Annotated in this window: 16 protein-coding genes; 2 read left to right on the top strand and 14 right to left on the bottom strand. The window is 61.3% G+C overall.

What is annotated here, in order from left to right:
- Nucleotide 1: 1 nt before the first annotated feature.
- From murC to coq7, 12 genes are all read right to left on the bottom strand, one after another.
- On the bottom strand, nt 2-1,405 hold the full coding sequence (gene murC, locus LMG28727_RS32020; protein WP_201646321.1) for a UDP-N-acetylmuramate--L-alanine ligase: 1,404 nt from the start codon (nt 1,403-1,405) through the stop codon (nt 2-4).
- The gene (gene murG, locus LMG28727_RS32015) at nt 1,402-2,520 is read right to left on the bottom strand and encodes an undecaprenyldiphospho-muramoylpentapeptide beta-N-acetylglucosaminyltransferase (RefSeq protein ID WP_201646320.1); all 1,119 of its coding nucleotides are present in this window, start codon (nt 2,518-2,520) and stop codon (nt 1,402-1,404) included. Before murG ends, murC begins: the two co-directional genes overlap by 4 nt.
- Nucleotides 2,517-3,788 carry a putative lipid II flippase FtsW gene (gene ftsW / locus LMG28727_RS32010; protein WP_201646319.1) on the bottom strand — a complete coding sequence of 424 codons (1,272 nt, stop codon included), beginning with the start codon at nt 3,786-3,788 and terminating at the stop codon, nt 2,517-2,519. The genes murG and ftsW overlap by 4 nt, the downstream gene beginning before the upstream one ends.
- Nucleotides 3,785-5,299: a UDP-N-acetylmuramoyl-L-alanine--D-glutamate ligase gene (murD, locus tag LMG28727_RS32005; RefSeq protein ID WP_201646318.1), complete on the bottom strand. Its 1,515-nt coding sequence runs from the start codon at nt 5,297-5,299 to the stop codon at nt 3,785-3,787. The genes ftsW and murD overlap by 4 nt, the downstream gene beginning before the upstream one ends.
- Before the next feature lie 22 nt (nt 5,300-5,321).
- Nucleotides 5,322-6,491: a phospho-N-acetylmuramoyl-pentapeptide-transferase gene (gene mraY / locus LMG28727_RS32000; RefSeq protein ID WP_201646317.1), complete on the bottom strand. Its 1,170-nt coding sequence runs from the start codon at nt 6,489-6,491 to the stop codon at nt 5,322-5,324.
- Nucleotides 6,492-6,508: 17 nt separating this feature from the next.
- The gene (locus tag LMG28727_RS31995; RefSeq protein ID WP_201646316.1) at nt 6,509-7,921 is read right to left on the bottom strand and encodes a UDP-N-acetylmuramoyl-tripeptide--D-alanyl-D-alanine ligase; all 1,413 of its coding nucleotides are present in this window, start codon (nt 7,919-7,921) and stop codon (nt 6,509-6,511) included.
- Entirely contained in the window at nt 7,918-9,465 is a 1,548-nt protein-coding gene (locus LMG28727_RS31990) for a UDP-N-acetylmuramoyl-L-alanyl-D-glutamate--2,6-diaminopimelate ligase (RefSeq protein WP_201646315.1), read from the bottom strand. The genes LMG28727_RS31995 and LMG28727_RS31990 overlap by 4 nt, the downstream gene beginning before the upstream one ends.
- Nucleotides 9,462-11,345, bottom strand: a complete 1,884-nt coding sequence (locus LMG28727_RS31985; protein ID WP_201646314.1) for a peptidoglycan D,D-transpeptidase FtsI family protein — start codon at nt 11,343-11,345, stop codon at nt 9,462-9,464. Before LMG28727_RS31985 ends, LMG28727_RS31990 begins: the two co-directional genes overlap by 4 nt.
- Entirely contained in the window at nt 11,342-11,692 is a 351-nt protein-coding gene (ftsL, locus tag LMG28727_RS31980; protein ID WP_201646313.1) for a cell division protein FtsL, read from the bottom strand. Before ftsL ends, LMG28727_RS31985 begins: the two co-directional genes overlap by 4 nt.
- On the bottom strand, nt 11,689-12,642 hold the full coding sequence (gene rsmH, locus LMG28727_RS31975) for a 16S rRNA (cytosine(1402)-N(4))-methyltransferase RsmH (protein WP_201646312.1): 954 nt from the start codon (nt 12,640-12,642) through the stop codon (nt 11,689-11,691). The genes ftsL and rsmH overlap by 4 nt, the downstream gene beginning before the upstream one ends.
- A gap of 15 nt (nt 12,643-12,657) precedes the next feature.
- Nucleotides 12,658-13,086: a division/cell wall cluster transcriptional repressor MraZ gene (gene mraZ / locus LMG28727_RS31970; protein WP_074765919.1), complete on the bottom strand. Its 429-nt coding sequence runs from the start codon at nt 13,084-13,086 to the stop codon at nt 12,658-12,660.
- Between the two features lie 463 nt (nt 13,087-13,549).
- Complete coding sequence (coq7, locus tag LMG28727_RS31965; RefSeq protein ID WP_201646311.1) at nt 13,550-14,188, bottom strand: 2-polyprenyl-3-methyl-6-methoxy-1,4-benzoquinone monooxygenase; 639 nt, start codon at nt 14,186-14,188, stop codon at nt 13,550-13,552.
- 304 nt (nt 14,189-14,492) lie between these two features.
- Between coq7 and LMG28727_RS31960 the strand changes: the two genes are divergently transcribed.
- Nucleotides 14,493-15,662 carry a porin gene (locus tag LMG28727_RS31960; RefSeq protein ID WP_201646310.1) on the top strand — a complete coding sequence of 390 codons (1,170 nt, stop codon included), beginning with the start codon at nt 14,493-14,495 and terminating at the stop codon, nt 15,660-15,662.
- Between the two features lie 183 nt (nt 15,663-15,845).
- Here the strand turns inward: LMG28727_RS31960 and LMG28727_RS31955 are convergent, their stop codons facing one another.
- The gene (locus LMG28727_RS31955) at nt 15,846-17,519 is read right to left on the bottom strand and encodes a long-chain fatty acid--CoA ligase (protein WP_201646309.1); all 1,674 of its coding nucleotides are present in this window, start codon (nt 17,517-17,519) and stop codon (nt 15,846-15,848) included.
- A 147-nt stretch (nt 17,520-17,666) separates the two neighbouring features.
- Nucleotides 17,667-19,745 carry a molybdopterin-containing oxidoreductase family protein gene (locus LMG28727_RS31950; RefSeq protein ID WP_201646308.1) on the bottom strand — a complete coding sequence of 693 codons (2,079 nt, stop codon included), beginning with the start codon at nt 19,743-19,745 and terminating at the stop codon, nt 17,667-17,669.
- A gap of 185 nt (nt 19,746-19,930) precedes the next feature.
- Between LMG28727_RS31950 and LMG28727_RS31945 the strand changes: the two genes are divergently transcribed.
- Nucleotides 19,931-21,127, top strand: coding sequence for a M20 aminoacylase family protein (locus LMG28727_RS31945; RefSeq protein ID WP_201646307.1), 1,197 nt, complete (start codon nt 19,931-19,933; stop codon nt 21,125-21,127).
- The last annotated feature ends 370 nt before the right edge of the window (nt 21,128-21,497 follow it).

The following is a 21,497-nucleotide window of genomic DNA, read 5'->3' as shown; positions in this document are numbered from 1 at the left end:
TTCACACCTTGGTTTCCAATGCCAGGCGACCCGGCACTCCGCCGATCGAACCCGCGCCCATCGTAATCACCACGTCGCCGTCGCGCACCACTGCTGAGAGCGCGTCCGGCACTTCATCCACCGTATCGACAAATACCGGCTCGACCTTGCCCGCCACGCGCAGCGCGCGCGCCAATGCGCGACCGTCCGCGGCGATGATCGGCGCCTCGCCGGCCGAATAGACTTCGGTCAGCACGAGCGCGTCGACGGTCGACAACACTTTCACGAAATCTTCGAAGCAATCACGCGTGCGCGTGAAGCGGTGCGGCTGGAATGCCAGCACCAGACGACGCCCCGGGAATGCACCGCGCGCCGCCGCCACCGTGGCCGCCATTTCGACCGGGTGATGACCGTAGTCGTCGACCAGCGTGTAGGCGCCGGAGGTTTTGCCTTCGCTGATGACCGGCACTTCGCCGTAACGCTGGAAGCGTCGGCCCACGCCATTGAAATCCGCGAGTGCTCGCTGGATATCGGCATCTTTCACTTCAAGTTCAGTCGCAATTGCGATCGCGGCCAACGCGTTCTGCACGTTGTGCTCGCCTGGCAGGTTCAACACAATGTCGAGCGGCGCCGCGTCTTCGCGCAGCGCGGTGAAATGCATCTTGCCGTCGTGCGCCGTCACGTTGACCGCGCGCACCTGCGCGTCCGCCGCCAGACCGTAGCGGATGATCGGCTTCGACACGAACGGCAGGATCTCCTTCACGTTCGGATCGTCGACGCACAGCACCGCGATACCGTAAAACGGCAGACGATGCGTGAACTCGATGAACGCCTGCTTGAGCCGCGCGAAGTCGTGGCCGTAGGTGTCCATGTGATCGGCGTCGATGTTCGTAATGACTTCGATCACCGGGAACAGATTCAGGAACGACGCATCGGACTCATCCGCTTCGGCGACGATGAAGTCGCCCGTGCCGAGCCGCGCATTCGCGCCCGCGCTGATCAGGCGTCCGCCGATCACGAAGGTCGGATCGAGCCCGCCCGCCGCCAGCACGCTCGCCACCAGCGAGGTAGTCGTGGTCTTGCCGTGCGTACCGGCAATCGCAATGCCCTGCTTCAGACGCATCAGTTCCGCGAGCATCACCGCGCGCGGCACGATCGGAATACGGCGATGACGCGCGGCCAGCACTTCCGGGTTGTCGCTGCGCACAGCCGTCGACACGACCACCGCATTCGCGCCTTCGATGTTCTCCGCCGCGTGACCAATCGAGATCCGCGCGCCGAGGTTGGCGAGGCGATCGGTGATTGCGTTGCTCGACAGATCCGAGCCGCTCACCTGATAGCCGAGGTTGACCAGCACCTCCGCGATGCCGCTCATGCCGACACCGCCGATGCCGACAAAGTGAATATGTTTGACGATGTGTTTCATTGCTTTCCTTCTGGGCTCGCGCCCGAAATCGAACCCGCCACAGTGGCGCAAATCTGCGCCACCTGTTCCGTGGCGTCGGGTTTCGCGAGCGAGCGCGAACGCTCCGCCATGTCCGCGAGGGTTTCCCGCGTCTGGCTGCGCAACCAGTCAGCGAGCTTTTCCGCCGACAGGTCACGTTGCTGCACGACCAGCGCCGCGCCGTTGTCGGCGAGGAACGCTGCATTAGTTGTTTGATGATCGTCTACTGCATACGGGAACGGCACGAAAAACGCCGCCACGCCAACCGCCGAAATCTCCGACACCGTCATCGCGCCCGAACGGCAGATCACCAGATCGGCCTTCGCGTAGGCACTCGTCATGTCGTCGATGAAAGGCACGAGTTCGACGTCCGCGCCCGTTTGCAAACCGGCTGCCGCGTAGTTCTCGCGCAGCGCTTCAATATGCTTCGCGCCCGCCTGATGCACGATGCGCGGCCGTTCATCCGGCGCGAGCAAAGCCACCGCACGCGGCACCACTTCGTTCAACGCAGCCGCGCCGAGACTGCCGCCCACGACGAGCACATTCAGCGGACCGCTGCGTTGCGCGTAGCGTGCTTTGGGTGCAATCGCGCGCGCAAGTTCCTCACGAATTGGATTGCCGGTCCATTCACCGTGCGGCAGTGCATTCGGGAACGCGACCAGCACGCGCTTCGCGACCTTCGCCAGCACCTTGTTCGCGAGGCCCGCAATCGAATTCTGTTCATGCAGCACCAGCGGACGGCCGCTCAACGCAGTCATCAACCCTGCCGGGAACGTGATGTAGCCGCCCATGCCGAGCACGACATCCGGCTTCACGCGACGCAGCACGGAGAGGCTCTGCGTACACGCGCGCAACAGATTCAGCGGCAACATCAGCTTGGTCTTCATGCCCTTGCCGCGCAGTCCGCCGAAACGCACGTACTCCATCGGAATGCCGTGCTTCGGCACCAGCGTGGCTTCCATACCCGCGGGGTTGCCGAGCCAGACGACCTTCCAGCCCCACGCCTGCATCAGATGAGCGACCGCGAGCCCCGGGAACACGTGTCCCCCGGTGCCTCCGGCCATCACCATCAGCGTGCGTTGCGGCACAGCGGTCATACCTTGCCTCCGCGCATCAAAACCCGGTTCTCGTAATCGACGCGCATCAAAACAGCCACGGCCACGCAGTTCAGCAAAATGCCCGAGCCGCCGTAACTGACCAGCGGCAACGTGAGACCTTTGGTCGGCAGCAGGCCGAGGTTCACGCCCATGTTGATGAAGGTCTGCGCGCCAAACCAGATGCCGATGCCCTTCGCAACCAGACCTGCAAACGTGCGGTCGAGTGCGAGCGCCTGACGGCCAATCTCGAACGAACGGCGCACGATCCAGTAGAACATCAGGATCACCACCAGCACGCCGACAAAGCCGAGTTCTTCACCGATCACCGCGAGGATGAAGTCGGTGTGCGCTTCCGGCAGATAGTTGAGCTTTTCGACGCTGCCGCCGAGACCCACGCCGAACCACTCGCCGCGTCCGAACGCGATCAGCGAGTGCGTCAACTGATAAGCCTTGCCTTGCGCGTAACGGTCGTCCCACGGATCGAGGTAAGCGAAGATCCGCTCACGACGCCACGGCGACGCCCACACCAGCAGGCTGAACGTGCCGACCGCCGTCGCCACCAGGCCGCCGAACAGCTTGCCGTTCACGCCGCCGAGAAACAGCACACCCATGGCGATCGCCGCGATCACCATGAACGCGCCCATGTCCGGTTCGAGCAGCAGCAACGCGCCGACCACACCGACGGCAAACGCCATCGGCAGGAAGCCTTTGGCGAAGCTGTGCATGTATTCCTGCTTGCGCACCGTGTAGTTCGCCGCGTAGATCGTCACCGCGAGCTTCATGATTTCGGACGGCTGCATGTTCGTGATGCCGAGCGGAATCCAGCGACGCGCGCCATTCACGCCCTTGCCGATGTGCGGAATCAGCACGATCACCAGCGCGACGAGCGAGATCAGGAACAGCTTCGGCGCGTATTTTTCCCACGTCGAGATCGGGATGCGGAACGATATGACGCCGACCACCGAGCCCATCACCACGAAGATGATCTGACGCACGAGGAACGCGTAGTCGCGATACGACGCGTATTTCGGCGAATCAGGCATCGCGATCGACGCCGAATACACCATCACGATGCCGAGGCCGAGCAACGCGACGACCACCCACAGCAGCGAGTGATCGTAGTCGAGCATCCGTGAGCGCAACGGGCGCACGGCATTGACCGCGCTCGCGAGACCGCTGCCGCCTGTGCGGCCGCTCGCGACGCGCGACCCACCGCCTGCATCGCCTGCCGCAGCCTGACGCGAACCGAAACGTTCCGACCAGCTCATATCATCGTCCCCCGTTCGGCCGCGATATCTTCGACCGTGCTGCGGAATACGGCGGCACGGTGTGCATAACCTTTGAACATGTCGAAGCTGGCGCAAGCCGGCGACAGCAGCACGGCGTCGCCAGGTTCAGCCAGGGCGGTCGCTGCGCGCGTCGCTTCTTCGAGCGTCGCGTGATCGGTCAGCGCAATGCCGCTGTGTTCGAGCGCCGCGCGAATCAACGGTGCGTCACGGCCGATCAGCATCACCGCACGGCACCAGCGCATCACCGGCGCGGCGAGCGGGTCGAAGTCCTGGCCCTTGCCGTCGCCACCGGCGATCAGCACGATGCGCTGCGCGAGGCCGTCGAGTGCGGCAACCGTTGCGCCGACGTTGGTGCCCTTGCTGTCGTCCACGTAATCGACGCCTTCGATCGACGCGATCAATTCCACGCGATGCGGCTCGCCATGGTATTCACGCAAGCCGTGCAACAGCGGCGCGCCAGGCAGACCGATCGCGCGTGCCAATGCGTAGGCGGCCAGCGCGTTGGCCGCGTTGTGCAATCCGCGAATCCGCAACGCATCGGCAGGCATCAAACGCTTGAACGCGATGTTCGGTGCGCTCACCACTTCATTCTTCCGGCGACGCTTCGGCACAGGTTCGTCGCTAGCGTCGCGATCGTGCGCTTCGACGAGCCACACCATGCCGTTATCGCGCAGCAAACCGTAGTCGCCATCGTTCTTCGGCTCAGTGACGCCGAACGTGATCATTTCAGCTTCGGAGTTCGCTGAAGGCGCGAGCGACATCACACGGGAGTCGTCGCGGTTCAGCACACGCACGGTCTGTGTACCGAAGATGCGACCCTTCGCAGCCGCGTAAGCGTCGAGGCCACCGTGCCAGTCGAGGTGATCCTGCGTAATGTTCAGCACCGCGGCCGCGTCCGGAGCAAACGTGTGGGCGGTTTCCAGCTGGAAGCTCGACAGTTCGAGGACCCAGACATCGGGCAGCGCGGTTTGATCGATGGCTTCAGTGAGCTTGTCGAGCAGCGACGGGCTGATGTTGCCGGCCACCGCGACCTTCTTGCCCGCGCGTTCGCACAGCAGGCCGGTCAGGCTCGTCGTCGTGGTCTTGCCGTTCGTGCCGGTGATCGCGATCACTTTCGGCGCATAGCCGCTTTCGCCCAGCGACTTCAATGCCTGCGAGAACAGTTCGAGTTCGCCCCAGACCGGAATGCCCTGCTCACGCGCCGCCGTGATCAACGGCAGAAGATCGGCGGCGAGCGGCGACAAACCCGGGCTGATCGCAACGAGTTCGACACCGTCAAGCAACACCGGCGAAAACGCTCCGCCGACAAACTCGGCGTCGACGCCATGCGCTTCGAGTGCGGGCAGATTCGGCGGCACCTCGCGCGTATCGGCCACACGCAGCCGACAGCCGTGCCGCGCGCACCAGCGCGCCATGGCGAGACCGGATTCACCCAGTCCCAGCACGAGCACCATCGGCTTTTGCCGATCCCGAAACTTCTCGCCGAACATCGCTTGCTTTCCTATTACCCGTTTAACGCAACTTGAGCGTGGACAAACCGAACAGACACAACATCAACGTGATGATCCAGAAACGCACGACCACCTGCGTTTCCTTCCAGCCCGACAGTTCGAAGTGGTGATGCAGCGGCGCCATCTTGAACAGACGCCGCCCTTCGCCGAAACGGCGCTTGGTGAACTTGAACCAGGTGACCTGCAACATCACCGAGAGTGTCTCCGCGACAAAAATGCCGCCCATAATGAACAGCACGATTTCCTGACGCACGATCACCGCGACGGTGCCGAGCGCGCCGCCGAGTGCGAGCGCGCCGACGTCGCCCATGAACATCTGAGCCGGGTGCGTGTTGAACCACAGAAACGCGAGCCCTGCCCCGCCCATCGCCGAACAGAAAATCAGCAGTTCGCCGGCACCGGCGATATGCGGAAACAGCAGGTACTTCGAATAGACCGAACTGCCCATCACGTACGCGAACACGCCGAGCGACGCGCCGACCAGCACGACCGGCATGATCACGAGACCGTCGAGACCGTCGGTGAGATTGACCGCGTTGCTCGCGCCGACGATCACCAGATACGTCAGCACGATGAAGCCCCACACGCCGAGCGGATAGCTGATCGACTTGAAGAACGGCAGCATCAGATCGGCGCGCGCGGGCAAGCCCATCGACAAGCCGCTGCGCACCCACGCCATGAACAGGTCGAACACGCGCACGTTGCTAGCTTCGGACACGCTGAACGCGAGATACACCGCCGCGAACAGACCGATCACCGACTGCCAGAAATACTTCTCACGCGACGACATACCGCGCGGGTCCTTGTAGACCACCTTGCGGTAATCGTCGACCCAGCCGATCACGCCGAAACCGAACGTGACGAGAATCACGATCCAGATGAAGCGATTCGTCAGATCGGCCCACAACAATGTCGCCACAGCGATGCCGAGCAGAATCAGCACGCCGCCCATGGTCGGCGTACCCGATTTGACCAGGTGCGATTGCGGACCATCTTTACGGACGGCCTGACCGACCTTCATCGCGGTCAGTTTGCGGATCACTGCCGGGCCGCAGACGAGCCCGATCAGCAGTGCAGTGATGGTCGCCATCACTGCACGGAAAGTCAGATAACTGAACACGCGCAAGAAGCTTGCGTCATTCTGCAGCCATTGCGCCAGCGCCAGTAGCATGCTTCGGTCCTTCTATTTCAATGTGCGGCGGGCTTCGAGCCCGCAGCGTTGGGTTGTGGACTCGTTACGGCGTCCACCACGCGCTCCATTTGCATGAAGCGCGAGCCTTTCACGAGAAGCGTTGCGGCAGCGCCGAAACCGGCCTGCTGCAATTGCGTGATCAACGTGCCAACGTCGGCCACGTGATGCGCGTTTGCACCGTACGCAGTGCAGGCGTCGCGCGATGCGTCGCCCATCGCGTACAGCACGTCGATACCGCGCTCTTTGGCGTAAGCGCCAATTTCGCGGTGAAATGCCGGACCGTTGTCGCCGACTTCGCCCATGTCGCCCATCACCAAGACGCGCGGTGACGCGCGCGATGCGAGCACGTCGATTGCGGCGCGCATCGAGTCGGGATTAGCGTTGTAGGTGTCGTCGATCACGGTCGCGCCGGCGAGCGTGCCGAGTACGGCCTGCTTCACCTGCAAGCGGCCTTTGACTGCGCCGAACGATTCGAGACCACGCTTGATCGCGTCGAGCGAAACGCCTGCTGCCAGCGCGGCAGATGTCGCGGCCAATGCGTTGTGCGCGTTGTGGTCGCCGAGCACTTGCAGCGTGAGCTCGATGTGGCCTTCGGGCGTGTCGATGCTGAGCTGATTGCCGTCGAACGTGCCGGTGACGGCGGCTTCCGTGGTGCGGCCGTCGCTGTTGAGCGCGAAGTCGATGATGCGGTTGCCCGTCGCGGCCACCCGCCAGATGCTCGCGAACGCGTCGTCAGCGGGGAACACGGCGATGCCTTCCGGCGTCAGCGCATGAATCACGCTGGCGTGTTCGAGCGCAACCGCTTCGACGGTCGCCATGAATTCCTGATGCTCGCGCTGCGCGTTGTTCACCACAGCCACCGTCGGCTCGGCGAGTTTCGCGAGCAACGAGGTTTCGCCGGGATGGTTCATGCCGAGTTCGACCACCGCCAATTGATGCGCGGCATGCAAACGGAACAACGTGAGCGGCAAGCCAATGTCGTTGTTGAAATTGCCGGCGGTCGCGAGACGCGCTTCCGCGCCAACCGACGCGGCGAAAATCGACGCGATCATTTCCTTGACCGTGGTCTTGCCGTTGCTGCCCGTCACGGCGACGAGCGGCATGCCGAATTGACGACGCCAGCCACGCGCAAGCGCACCCAACGCGACGCGCGTATCGTTCACGCGAATCGCGGGGGTGTTCCAGCCATCGGGCGTACGCGTAACGAGTGCAGCCGTGACATTGCGTGCCGCGACTTCCGGCAGGAAGTCGTGAGCATCGAAACGGTCGCCCTTGATCGCGACGAACAGATCGCCTGGGCCTGCACTGCGGCTATCAGTCGACACGCGTTCGAACGCGACGCTGTCGTCACCAATAACGGTTGCGCCGGGAATCAGCGCGGCGGCATCACGCAGCGTGAACATGCTCATTCGCCACCTCCGCGGGTGTGCGTCGCGCGTGCGGCAAGCGCAAGGCGTGCGTGATCCTGATCGGAGAAAGCGCGTTTCTTGCCCATGATTTCCTGTGTTGCTTCATGTCCCTTACCGGCCAGCACGATGACGTCTTCGCGTGCGGCAGTGCGGACGGCCTGCAGAATCGCGCTCGCGCGGTCTTCGATACGACGGGCCTTCGACGCGTCGTTCATGCCTGCCGTGATCTGATCGATGATCGATTGCGGGTCTTCGCTGCGCGGGTTGTCGCTGGTGACCACCACGCCGTCGGCGAGCTTCTCGACGATCGCGCCCATCAAAGGACGCTTGGCCGCATCACGATCGCCGCCGCAGCCGAACATGCAGATCAGCTCGCCACCGCGTGCTTCCGCGATAGGACGCAACGCTTCGAGTGTCTTTTCGAGCGCGTCCGGCGTGTGTGCGTAATCGATTACAACGAGCGGCTCGTCGTTCTGCAAACGGCCACCGAGGCGTTGCATGCGGCCATTCACCGATTCGAGCTTCGCGAGTTCGACGAGCGCGGCGTCGAACGGCACGTCAGCGGCGAGCAATGCGCCAAGGACGCCCAGCAGATTGCTGACGTTGAACGCGCCGAGCGTCTGGACTTCGATTTCGGCGTCGCCCCAATCCGATGTGCTCAGATGAAACGCGGTGCCAGTCGCCGTCGCGCGCACATTCGATGCAAGCAGCAACGCGTCGGCTTGCGGCGCATCTTGCAGCGTCGAATCAAGCCCGTAAGCGATGGTGCGCGCGTGGCCTTGCGTGCTGACCAGCAAACGACGCCCTGCGGCATCGTCGCGATTGATCACGGCCGCGCGCAATTCCGGCCATGCGAACAGACGCGTCTTCGCCGCTTCGTACGCGTCGAACGTGCCGTGATAGTCGAGGTGGTCCTGCGTGAGATTCGTGAACACGGCGATGTCGAATGCGGTGCCGTTCACGCGCCCCTGATGCAGCGCATGTGACGACACCTCCATCGCCACCGCCTGCGCACCCGCGTCACGCAACTGGGCGAGACTGCGTTGCAGTTGCGGCGCGTCGGGCGTCGTGAAACCGGTGTGGACGAGTTGGCCGGGCAAACCGGTGCCGAGCGTGCCGATGATCGCGCAACGCTTGCCCAGCGCCGTCAACGCGGTCGAAATCCACTGGCTGCACGAGGTCTTGCCGTTGGTTCCGGTGACGCCGACCGTCAACATGCGGTCGCTCGGATCGTTGTACCAGCCGCTTGCAATCGAGCCCGCGAGTTCGTTCAACGCCGGCACAGCGAGCGTGTTCGACGGATCGATTGGGCCGTTAAAGCCTTCGGGTTGAACCAGCACTGCGGCCGCGCCACGTTCCAGTGCGCCGTCGATAAACGCGCGGTTATCCGCGCCGTCCACCGCATACGCGAAAAACACGTCGCCCGCTGCGAGCGAACGTGTGTCGGCGTGCAGATGCGCACCTGGCTGCACGCGAGCGTGCAGCCAGGTGACGGCGTCGGCGATCTGCCGGTGCGCGGGATGTTGCTTGCGCAGCGCGCTCATCGCACCACTCCGGGGTGATTTTTGGCGTCGGCGGAAATCGTCAGCTTTTTCGCGCTGGCGCTGGTGGACAGCTTCTTTGCTGCGCCCGGCGTGGAAGGCGTGGCCGCATTGCCCGGATTGCCGGGCACAGCGTTCGCCGAATCGTCCGACACGACCATCTGCTTGACCGGCATATCCGGCGGCACATTCAGCGAACGCAGCGTATCGCCGACGATGCTCGAGAACACCGGACCGGACACCTGTCCGCCGAAGTGGCTGCCCGCCGTCGGTTCGTCGACCGATACGGCCACGACGATGCGCGGATTCGGCATCGGCGCCATGCCGACGAACGACGCGCGGTATTTGGAGTGGTCGTAACCATGAGCGCCGTGCTTATACGCCGTACCGCTCTTGCCGCCGACGCGATAACCCGGCACCGCCGCATCCGGCGACGTGCCGCCCGGGGCCACCACGGTTTCGAGCATCGCGCGCACTTCACGCGCGGTAGTCGGCGCGAAAATTTGCGGACCGGTGGCCGGCTGATCGCCCGGCGTGCGGAAAATCGACACCGGCATGATCTCGCCGTCGTGCGCGATCGCGGTGTACGCGCGGCCCAACTGGAACAGCGACACCGACAGACCATAGCCATACGACATGGTCGCCTGCTCGATGCGGCGCCAGCTTCTCCACGGACGCAGGCGGCCCGCCGCCGCGCCCGGGAAGCCGACCTTCGGCGCCAGGCCGAGACCGATGCTGGTGTACATATTCCACATCTCTTCGGGCCTGAGCTGCATCGCGATCTTCGTCGCGCCGATGTTGCTCGACTTCTGGATCACGCCGCCCACTGTCAGCACGCCGAAGCCGCTGTCGTCGGTAATCGGTGCACCGTCGAGCACAAAGCGGCCCCCACCCGTATCTACCAGTGTAGTCGGCGTGACGCGGTGCAGATCGAGCGCGAGCGAAATCGTGAACGGCTTCATGATCGAGCCGGGCTCGAACGTGTCGGTGAGAATGCGGTTGCGCAACTGGTCGCCCGTGAGGTGCGAGCGGTCGTTAGGGTTGTATGTCGGGTAATTGACGAGCGCCAGCACTTCGCCGGTGCGAACGTCGATCACCATTGCCGCGCCCGCCTTCGCCTTGAACTTCTCGACGGCCGCTTTCAGATTCGTGTACGCGATGTACTGGATCTTGCTGTCGATAGAAAGATCGACGTCCTGGCCGTTATGCGGCACGACCTGTTCGTCGACGTCTTCGATGATGTGACCCATCCGGTCTTTAATCACGCGGCGGCTGCCCGACATACCGGCGAGCAGCTTCTGATCGCCGAGTTCGACGCCTTCCTGGCCTTCGTCTTCCACATTGGTGAAGCCGATCAGGTGGGCCGTGATCTCGCCTTCCGGATAGAAGCGCTTGTATTCGTCGCGTGAATAAATGCCTGGGATGTCGAGCGCAGTCACTTTGTCGGCGACGTCGACCGGAACCTGACGCTTCACGTAGACGAAGTTCTTGTCTTCGGACAACTTCGTGCGCAGTTCCTTATTGGTCATGCCGAGCAATTGCCCGAGCGAATTCAGCTTGTCTGCGCCAAGGTCGTCCGGCACAGACTCGGGAATCGCCCAGATAGCGCGCACCGGCAGACTCGTGGCGAGCACGAGACCGTTACGGTCGAGAATCTTGCCGCGCGTGGCCTGCAACTCAAGCCGGCGCTGATAACGGATTTCACCCTGCTTCTGATAAAACGCGTTGCCCGGACCCTGAATCCAGAACGCGCGCGCGGCCAATGCGACGAACGCCATGAACAGCATGAACACGACGAGTTTGGAACGCCACATCGGCAGACGCACCGACAGGATCGGATTGGCCGAAAAAGCTACGCTCTTGCGAGCCGATGATTTTTTCATCGCACGCCTCCGCGACCTTTCGCTACCGGTGCCGACGCCGGGCCCGAGGTGGGAATCGGCGCGTCTTCAGCCTTCACGGCGCCCGGGTCGAGCGTCAGGTATTGGGTGCGGCCGGTCGTGACCGATTGCATCTTCAGTGAGTCGGTGGCGATCTGCTCGATGCGCGACGTTTTCGACAGCGCGCTCTGCTGATATTGAAGCTGTGAATAGTCCTGCTGCAGCTGGCGCTCCTGTGATTGAGCGCGCTGCAACTGGATAAATATCTGCCGCTGCTGATTGGTGGCGTTCACGACCGACAACGCGCACCCCATCACGATGATCAGCAGGAAGATGTTGAGGCGATTCATGGCGCGATCCGCTCCGCCACACGCATGACGGCAGAACGGGCGCGCGGATTCGCGGCGACTTCAGCGTCGCTCGCGAACACACGGCCGATGATCTTGAGCGGGGGGCTCGGCAGGTCGACGGCGCGAATCGGCAGGCGACGATCGATTGCAGGCGTACTGGCGTGCGCCTGCAGGAATCGTTTGACGATCCGGTCTTCGAGCGAATGAAAGCTGATGACCACCAGCCGCCCCCCTTGCTCCAGCAGCGACAACGCTGCTTCTAAAACGACTTGCAGCTCCGCAAGCTCTTGATTGATGTGAATCCGTATAGCCTGAAAGGTGCGGGTTGCCGGATCCTTGCCCTTCTCACGGGTTTTGACGACGTTAGCCACGATTTGGGCAAGCTCGCCCGTGCTGACGAGAGGCCCAAGACGGTCGGACTCTGCCCGGCGAGCAACAAGCGCCTTTGCAATCTGAAAAGCAAACCGTTCTTCCCCATAATCTCGTATCACCTCCGTCAATTCCTGCACCGTGGCCCGCGCCAGCCAGTCAGCAGCAGACTCGCCGCGCGTCGGGTCCATCCGCATGTCGAGCGGGCCGTCGGCGCGGAAGCTGAAGCCCCGCTCCGGATCGTCGATTTGCGGCGACGATATGCCCAGATCCAGTAACACACCCGACACCCGCCCAACCCCGCGCTCCGCAATCGCGGTGCGCAGTGAAGCAAAACTCTCGTGCACGATCTCAAAGCGCGGATCGGCAATCTGCTGCGCCGTGGCGATGGCGAGCGGGTCTTTGTCGAACGCGATCAGACGCGCCGACTCACCCAGCCTCTCCAGCACCAGGCGACTGTGACCACCGCGCCCGAACGTGCCGTCCACATAAACGCCGTCCGCGCGATTAACCAGCGCGTTGACCGCTTCGTCCAGCAGCACCGAGCGATGCTGCAATTCGTTTCCCATCGCAGGTGCCATATATGTATGCCGCGATCAGAACGTGAAATTCTTCAGCGCTTCGGGCATGCCCTCGGCGATCGCCGCCTGTTCCTTCGCGGCGTAAGTTTGTGCGTCCCACAACTCGAAGTGACGGCCCATACCGAGCAGGTTCACTTCTTTCTCCAACCCACCAGCCATGCGCAACTCCGGCGACACCAGCACGCGGCCTGCGCCGTCCATATCTACATCCATTGCATTACCGAGAAAAATGCGTTTCCACCAGGCTGCGTTCATGGGCAGCTTGTCGACTTTGTCGCGAAAGATTTCCCACTCCGGGCGCGGAAAGAGCAACAGGCAGCCGTCCGGGTGCTTGGTGATCGTCACCCGGCCCTCTGCCTGTGTTTGCAGCGCATCCCGATAACGAGAAGGGATCGACATCCGCCCTTTCGCATCGAGCGTCAACGCCGACGCCCCTTGGAACACTTCGCTCTCCCCTGTGACCAGAGCTCGCGCTTTGGCGCTGACTCCTGTCCCCTGCGACTAGTTGCTCGCGGCACTTTTGCGCCGGCTGCCCGATTCGTGAAAATCTACCCGAAACTGCACGTGAGATCACACAAAAATACACTTTCTCACACTGTCTCCCACTTTAGAGGAACGCTAAACAGGGGTCAAGGGAGACCGACGCTTTTCGAGCGGATTTTGTTTGTTAGAACAAGGACTTAGCGCGACTCGTTCACATCATGCATAAAACGGAAAACCGTTATAAATGAATGAGCTAGTGAAGCTTGTGAAGGTGATACGTGAAAAGTGCCGGGGAAGCGCGCGGAATGAAAGAGATCGTTAAGCGGATTTAAGAGATGCCGGAGGGTATTGGGGAGACATTCAAAGGACGGCGCAGGGGGCGCCGTCCCACTTTCAGAAGAGATAAGCGACGGTGCTGTAAACGCTATATGTAATAGGCGGTTTTCGTCATCACTTTCGATACGGCGCGCATCAACGCACGCGCCGGGAATGGCAACTCGATGCCGCCGGCGTCGATCGCAGCTTTGCCGTGCTCCGCTTCGTCTGCGCGCATCTGTTCGACGATGGCTCGCGACTCGCGGTCGGCGGCCGGCAATTCATCCAGGTGGCTATCGAGATGCTGTTCCACCTGGCGTTCGGTTTCGGCCATGAAACCGAGACTGACGCGGTCACCCAGACGGCCCGCCGCGAGACCAATAGCGAGCGCGCCGGTATACCAGAGCGGGTTCAGCAGACTGGGGCGCGAGTCGAGTGCTTCAAGGCGCTTCGCGGTCCACGCGAGGTGATCCTCTTCTTCGATCGCGGCGTGATTGAAAACGGCGCGCAACGACGGCGATTTCGTAGCGAGTTTCTGAGCCTGATAGAGCGCCTGTGCGCAGACCTCGCCCACATGGTTCACACGCATCAAACCCGCGGCGTGTGCGCGCTCTGCCGGCGAGAGCTCGGGCGCCTCCGCCAGCGCCGCCGATTCTTGCGGAACCGGCAACGGACGACTCATCCGCGATACGCCGGTCATTGAGCGTAAACCCCGATCAAACTCGGTAATCAACTCGTCCAGAAACATTAAGCACTCCCTGATTCAACAACTGCCTCACCGAAGTGGCAGGTCCACGTGACAAGGCTTTGCGGGGCAAAACCGACTGCGCGGCAACCTTGATTTCGCATGAAATGGGCAGCTAATTCAAGATTTTAGACCATGTTGCGTAAACGAAACAGGAGCCTTCCAGGCCCCCTCCTTTTTCTTTGTGCCATGTATGCCTTTTGTTACATTACGTGCAACTTCTCGCGAAGTTGGACAAGCAAGGCCCAGAGAGCCACACAAAATATTCGCCTTGTATAAAAGATTCGTAATCCTTGGAGATCATTCGATGAAAAAGTCGCTTCTCGCTCTCGCAGCCCTGGGCGCATTCGCAGGCGTCGCACATGCTCAGAGCAGCGTGACCCTGTACGGCATTATTGATGAAGGTTTCAACTTCAACACGAACGCAGGTGGCAGCCACCTGTACAACCTGTCCAGCGGCGAACTGCAAGGCTCGCGTTGGGGTCTGCGCGGCACGGAAGATCTGGGCGGCGGTCTGAAGGCAATCTTCGTGTTGGAAAACGGCTTTGACGTGAACAACGGCAAGCTGGGTCAAGGCGGTCTGCTGTTCGGTCGTCAAGCATTCGTGGGTCTGTCGAGCCAGGCTGGTACCGTCACGCTGGGTCGTCAGTACGACTCCGTGGTCGACTATGTCGGTCCGCTGGAAGTGGGCGATCAGTGGGGCGGCTACATCGCGGCTCACCCGGGCGACCTCGACAACTTCAACAACGCGTACCGCACCAACAACACGGTCAAGTACACGAGCAGCAACTACGGCGGCCTGACGTTCGGCGGCACGTACAGCTTCGGCGGCCAGTCGGGCAACTTCACCGGCAACCAGATCTGGTCGTTGGGCGCAGGTTACAACAACGGTCCCCTCCAGTTGGCCGCAGCGTACTTGAACTCGCGTACGCCGGCAGCTTCGGGCGGCCTGTTCAACAACGGCGGTACGGCAACGGCTGCCAACGCTGCTGTGACGAACACGATCTACTCGGGCTTCGCATCGGCTAACACGTATCAGGTCATCGGTGCTGGCGGCGCATACACGTTCGGCGCAGCAACGATCGGTGCAACGTACTCGAACATCCGCTTCGGCAACCTGGGCTCGGCATTCGCATCGCCGTTCAAGGGCCAGTCGGCTACGTTCAACAACGGCGAAGTCAACTTCAAGTATCAGTTGACCCCGGCTCTGCTGGTTGGCGCAGCGTATGACTACACGCGCGGCACGCAGGTCGAAGGCAATTCGCGCGCTCAGTACCACCAGGGCGCGTTGGGCATCGACTACTTCCTGTCCAAGCGTACCGACGTGTACGTAACGGGCGTGTACCAGCACGCTACGGGCGACACGGTGAACGCAGCAGGCGATGTCGTCGCAGCAACGGCGAACATCAACAACCTGACGCCGTCGACCAGCCAGAACCAGTTCACGGCACGCGTCGGCATCCGTCACAAGTTCTAATAAGTCGTAAAAAAGCAGTGCATCTCAAAGGCGCCTTCGGGCGCCTTTTTTTTGTGCGGCTTTTTGTTTGAATAGCGTGGGAGCGGCGCCAAGCGTTGTGATTCGAATCGCTGCGGATATAAACAGAAAGGCCCGGCAAACTTTCGTTTGCCGGGCCTTTCTGTTTCGCTATGGCGCTATTGCTTACACGCGCCCATCACGCAGTTCGCGGCGCAGTATCTTGCCGACATTGCTCTTAGGTAGTTCCGTGCGGAATTCGACGATCTTGGGACGCTTGTAGCCGGTCAGCTGCGTTTTGCAGTAAGCGAGGATATCGGCGTCGGTCAGCGCCGGGTCTTTCTTCACAACGAAGATTTTCACCGCCTCGCCCGAATGCTGGTCTGGCACGCCAACCGCGGCGACTTCGAACACGCCCGGCAATTTCGCGACCACGTCTTCGATTTCGTTCGGATAGACGTTGAAGCCGGACACCAGAATCATGTCCTTTTTACGGTCGACAATCTTCACGTAGCCGTTTTCGTTCATCAGGCCGACATCGCCTGATTTGAAGAAGCCGTCCGATGTCATCACCTTGGCGGTTTCGTCGGGCCGCTTCCAGTAGCCAGCCATCACTTGCGGGCCCCGAATGCAGATCTCGCCAGGCTGGCCGAGCGGCACTTCATTGCCTTCGTCGTCGCGAATCGAAATTTCCGTGGACGGCAGCGGCAAGCCAATCGTCCCACTGTATTCGGTGACCGTGGCCGGATTGCAGGTCACGCATGGCGACGTTTCCGACAGGCCGTACCCTTCGATGATCGGCGTATGCGTCTGTTCGAACCAGCGCTTGGCCACCGCTTCCTGCACCGCCATGCCTCCGCCGTTTGCTGCCAGCAGTTTCGAGAAATTCAGCTTGTGGAAGTCCGGACTGTTCAGAAACGCGTTGTATAGCGTGTTGACGGCCGGGAACGTCGTGATCGCATAACCTTCGAGCGCTTTGATAGTGCCGGGAATATCACGCGGATTTGGAATCAGCACGCCGAGGCCGCCGGTACGCATGGTCAGCAGCCCGCATACGGTCAGCGCGAAGATGTGATAAAGCGGCAACGCGACCACGGTGATGAACTGATCGATATCCGTGCGATTCGCGCGAACCGGATCGAGCCAGACTTCCGACTGCAACACGTTCGCAATCAGGTTTCGATGCAGCAGCGTCGCCCCCTTTGCCACGCCGGTCGTTCCGCCCGTGTACTGGAGAAATGCGACGTCGTCCGGACCTTGCTGAACCGGCTTGAAACTCTGGCGCGCGCCTTCGGCGATCGCGGTATTGAACGGCACGTGGCCCGGCAGGCTCCACGCCGGCACCATCTTCTTCACCTTGCGCACGACGAAATTCACCAGCGCGCCCTTGATCCCCATCAGATCGCCCATCGCCGCCACGACGACATGTTTGACCGAGGTGTTGCGCACGATCTGCTGCAACGTCACCGCGAAATTTTCGAGCAGAATAATAGCTTCTGCGCCGCTGTCCTTGAGCTGATGCTCGAGCTCCCGCGGCGTGTACAACGGGTTCACGTTCACCACCACATAACCCGCGCGCAGGATGGCAGCAATCGCCACCGGATATTGCAGCACGTTCGGCATCATGATCGCGATACGCGCACCGCGGGCGATTCCCTTTGACTGGAACCACGCCGCAAGCTTGCGTGACAACGTGTCGATTTCGCCGTAGCTGAGCTCTTTACCCATGCAGGCGAACGCAGGTTTTGCGCGATGCTCACGGAAGGCCTCTTCAAGCAGGTCGGCAACCGATGAATAGCGGCTCGTGTCAATTTCTGCGGGAACGCCAGGCGGATAAGATTTCAGCCAGATTTTGTCCATGCAGCGTCTCCTGATTTATTTTCGAATGGTCGTGCTAAAAACGCATCGTAGCATGCACACCACGTTGCTATTCGCGAAAAGCAACCTGGTTAGACTGCAGCCTCGAACCGCTCCTGAGCCAGCGCGACAGGGATTTCTCCTGTATTTTCAAACGCGTTCGACTTCGACCAGGCAGTCATAGAAGGTCGCCGATCCGCCGAGGTCGGTCAACGCCTGGCTCGTGACCTGATTGGCGTTGCGACCGTCCGGCGCGAGTTTTTTCCACCATATCGACAGGCCGACGACGAGGCCTTCGCGCGCTTTGTCGGTGACTCGGGCGCGCGCCTGCATCGAACCGCGATCGTTGAAAATGCGCACCTGGTTTCCGTCGACGATGTCGCGCATATGCGCGTCGGACGGGTGCATGTCGAGATGCGGTTCGCCTTCCGTGGATCGCAGACTTTCGATGTTCACGAACGTGCTGTTCAGGAAATTGCGGGCGGGCGGCGAGATCATGGCGAGTGGATAACGGGCGGCGAGTTCGGGCGCGCCATCCGCAGATTCGTAGGGCGGCAGATAGTCCGGCAGTGGGTCGAGTCCCTGCTGAGCCAGACGCTCACTGTAGAACTCGCATTTTCCGGACGGCGTTCTGAAACCACCTTCGGCGAAGGGCGCGTCCGGCAGGTTCAGCTTCGCCCAACCCGTGTTCTTTAGCGTGTCCCAGTCAACGCCTTCGAGCGTCTTGTCTTCCCAGCGGAATGCGGCTTGCGCGACGACTTCGTCCGTTTCGAACAATGCGGGGTCGTCGAGTCCCATTTGACGCGCCAGGCCGCGAAAGATCTCGGTGTTTGGGCGTGCCTCTCCGACGGGGGAAATGGCCGGCTGGTTGAGCATCACGTGGGTATGCCCGTACGATTTGTGCACGTCGAGATGTTCGAGTTGCGTCGTCGCGGGTAACAGCAGATCGGCGTAATCGGCGGTATCGGTCTGGAAGTGTTCGAGGACGATCGTGAAGAGATCGTCGCGCGCAAAACCTTCCGCGACCTTCTGCGAATCGGGTGCAACGGCGACAGGATTCGAGTTATAGACGACGACGGCTTCGACCTTGGGGCCGAAAGTGGCGTCGCCGGGATGCAGCAACGCGTCGCCAATTGCATTCATATTGATGACACGGCTGACCTTGGACGGCCATCCCGGCATCAGGTCCGGACGCTGAAGCGCGTGCGAGTCGACCGGCGCCCACCCGCTGGAGGACAGCAGCGCACCGCCCGCACGCTCGCGCCAGGCGCCGGTGAGCGACGGCAAACAGGCGATTGCGCGCACGGCATTGCCGCCGCCGCGAACGCGCTGCAGACCGTAGTTCATGCGAATGGCGGCTTTCTTCGTACCTGCATAAAGTCGTGCAAGTTCGATGATTTCCTGCTCTTTAATGCCGCAGATTTCGCTAACGCGCGACGGCGTATAGGTCAGCGCGCGCCCCTTCAATTCGTCGAATCCCAGCGTATGCGCGGAGATGTACGCGTGATCGAGCAGGTTTTCTGCAATCAGGACGTTGATCATGCCGAGTGCTAATGCGCCGTCCGTACCGGGCTTGAGCGCAATATGCTGATGGCATTTCTCGGCGGTCAACGAGCGATAAGGATCGATCGCAATCAGACGCGCGCCGCGACGCTTGGCCTCCTGCGCACGGGTCCAGAAATGCAGATTCGACGCGATCGGATTCGATCCCCAGATCAAAATCACTTCGCTTTCCGCAAAAAACTCGGTGAGCATGCCGACGCTTGCGCCATACGTGTACTTCAAACCGGCGGCTCCGGCTGCCGCACAGATGGTGCGGTCCAGTTGCGACGCGCCCAGCTTGTGAAAAAACCGTTGCGCAATACTGTCGCCCTGAACGAGGCCCATCGTGCCCGCGTAGCTGTAGGGCAGGATCGCTTCCGGCGCGCGGCTCGCAATTTCCGACAGACGGGTTGCCGCCAACTCCATTGCCTCGTCCCAACTGATCGGCTCGAAGCGCCCTTCGCCCTTTCGCCCGACGCGTTTCATCGGCGTAGTCAGCCGGTTCGGATGGTACACACGCTCCGGATAGCGCGTGACTTTGGTACACAACGCTCCCTGTGTCGGCGCGTGATCCGGATCACCGGCGACCTTGAGCGCTCGACCATTCTCGACGGTTACGCGCATTGCGCAGGTATCGGGGCAATCATGCGGGCACACGGCACGCGCGAATTCTGTCGGAGCATTCATGGGTTATTTATCGGCGGAAACGAAAAGCGACGGAGCAAAGCGGGATTTTACGTCCATTGGCGAGTGGCCTCGATAGTGCCGTCAAAAAGGCCTTCGGCGTAGAATCGATTATCACCGTGCCCGGGCCTATGTGGCCCCGAGCGATCCCAAGCAAGTCAAAGTACAAGTGCGTCAAACACTCCATCATGAAACTGATTCCCGAAATCCAAGCCGCACACGGCGAAATTCAGACTCTTCGACGAACGATCCATGCCCGCCCGGAATTGCGCTACGAAGAGACGGCGACATCTGATCTGGTTGCCAAGACCCTTGAATCGTGGGGCATCGAAACGCACCGTGGCTTGGGCAAGACCGGCGTGGTTGGAGTCCTGAAACGCGGCAGCAGCCCACGCTCCATTGGTCTTCGCGCAGATATGGATGCGCTGCCGATTCAGGAGTTGAACAGTTTCGAACATCGCTCGAAAAACGACGGCAAGATGCATGCGTGCGGTCATGACGGGCACACCGCAATGCTGCTCGGTGCGGCGCGGCATCTGGTCAAGCATGGTGACTTTGACGGCACGATCGTGTTCATTTTCCAGCCGGCCGAAGAAGGCGGTGCGGGCGCTCAGGCCATGATCGACGACGGCCTGTTTGTGAAATTTCCGGTTGATGCCGTGTTTGGCATCCATAACTGGCCGGGTATGCCGGCGGGACACTTTGGTGTGACTGAAGGTCCGATCATGGCGTCGAGCAACGAATTTCGCATCGAAATCAAAGGGATAGGATCTCACGCGGCGCTGCCGCATAACGGTCGTGATCCCGTTTTCACCGCGGTGCAGATTGCGAATGGATTGCAGAGCATCATCACGCGAAATAAAAAGCCGCTCGATACCGCTGTGTTGTCCATTACCCAGATTCATGCTGGCGACGCCGTGAACGTCGTTCCAAATGATGCATGGATCGCCGGGACGGTGCGGACGTTTACCACTGAAACGCTTGATCTTATCGAAACGCGCATGCGCAAGATCGCGGAGAGCACGGCCGACGCATACGATTGCTCGGTCAAGATCCATTTCCACAGAAACTATCCGCCGACGATCAACAGCAGCGAAGAAGCACGCTTTGCAGCGACGGTGATGAAGGAGATAGTCGGGGCGGAAAATGTCGACGACGCCGTGGAACCTACCATGGGCGCCGAGGATTTTTCGTTCATGCTGCTTGCGAAGCCTGGCTGCTATGCGTTTTTGGGAAACGGCGACGGTGGCCACCGGGATTCAGGACATGGGGCGGGTCCTTGCATGCTGCATAACGCCAGCTACGACTTCAACGATGAACTACTGCCAATTGGCTCGACGTATTGGGTGCGACTGGCGCAACGGTTTCTCGCGCAGGGTGAGTAGATTTTTTGTGGACGAGTTGATGAGACGGGGATGTTGCGGCCGCTGCGGTTCGCTGTGAGGAATGGGCCGTTGCGGTTAGCGGGCGGGCTTTGACGCGCTGATCGTCGCTGGCTCGATGTGCTGGCGTCGACGGTTGCGGTTGCGGTTGCGGTTACGGTTACGGTTACGGTTGAACCGGATTATCAGGCTTTGAGCGCGTTTATTTCGATGGTCAGGAAGACGCTGGGGCCTATGCCGCAACGGTATCTGCGGCGGGAGGGGGGTGCAGGAAGTGTTTCCGGGCGGGGGTGGTCGCACGCGTAGTAGTTACCGTAGTAGTTACACGTGGACCGGATGATCCGGCCAGCGGATGGGCTGCCCAATGGGCTGC

The sequence above is a fragment of the Paraburkholderia metrosideri genome, assembly GCF_904848625.1.
Taxonomy (GTDB): Bacteria; Pseudomonadota; Gammaproteobacteria; order Burkholderiales; family Burkholderiaceae; genus Paraburkholderia; species Paraburkholderia metrosideri.
Note: the sequence above shows the minus strand (reverse complement) of the source record. Positions and strands in the feature narration are given on the sequence as shown.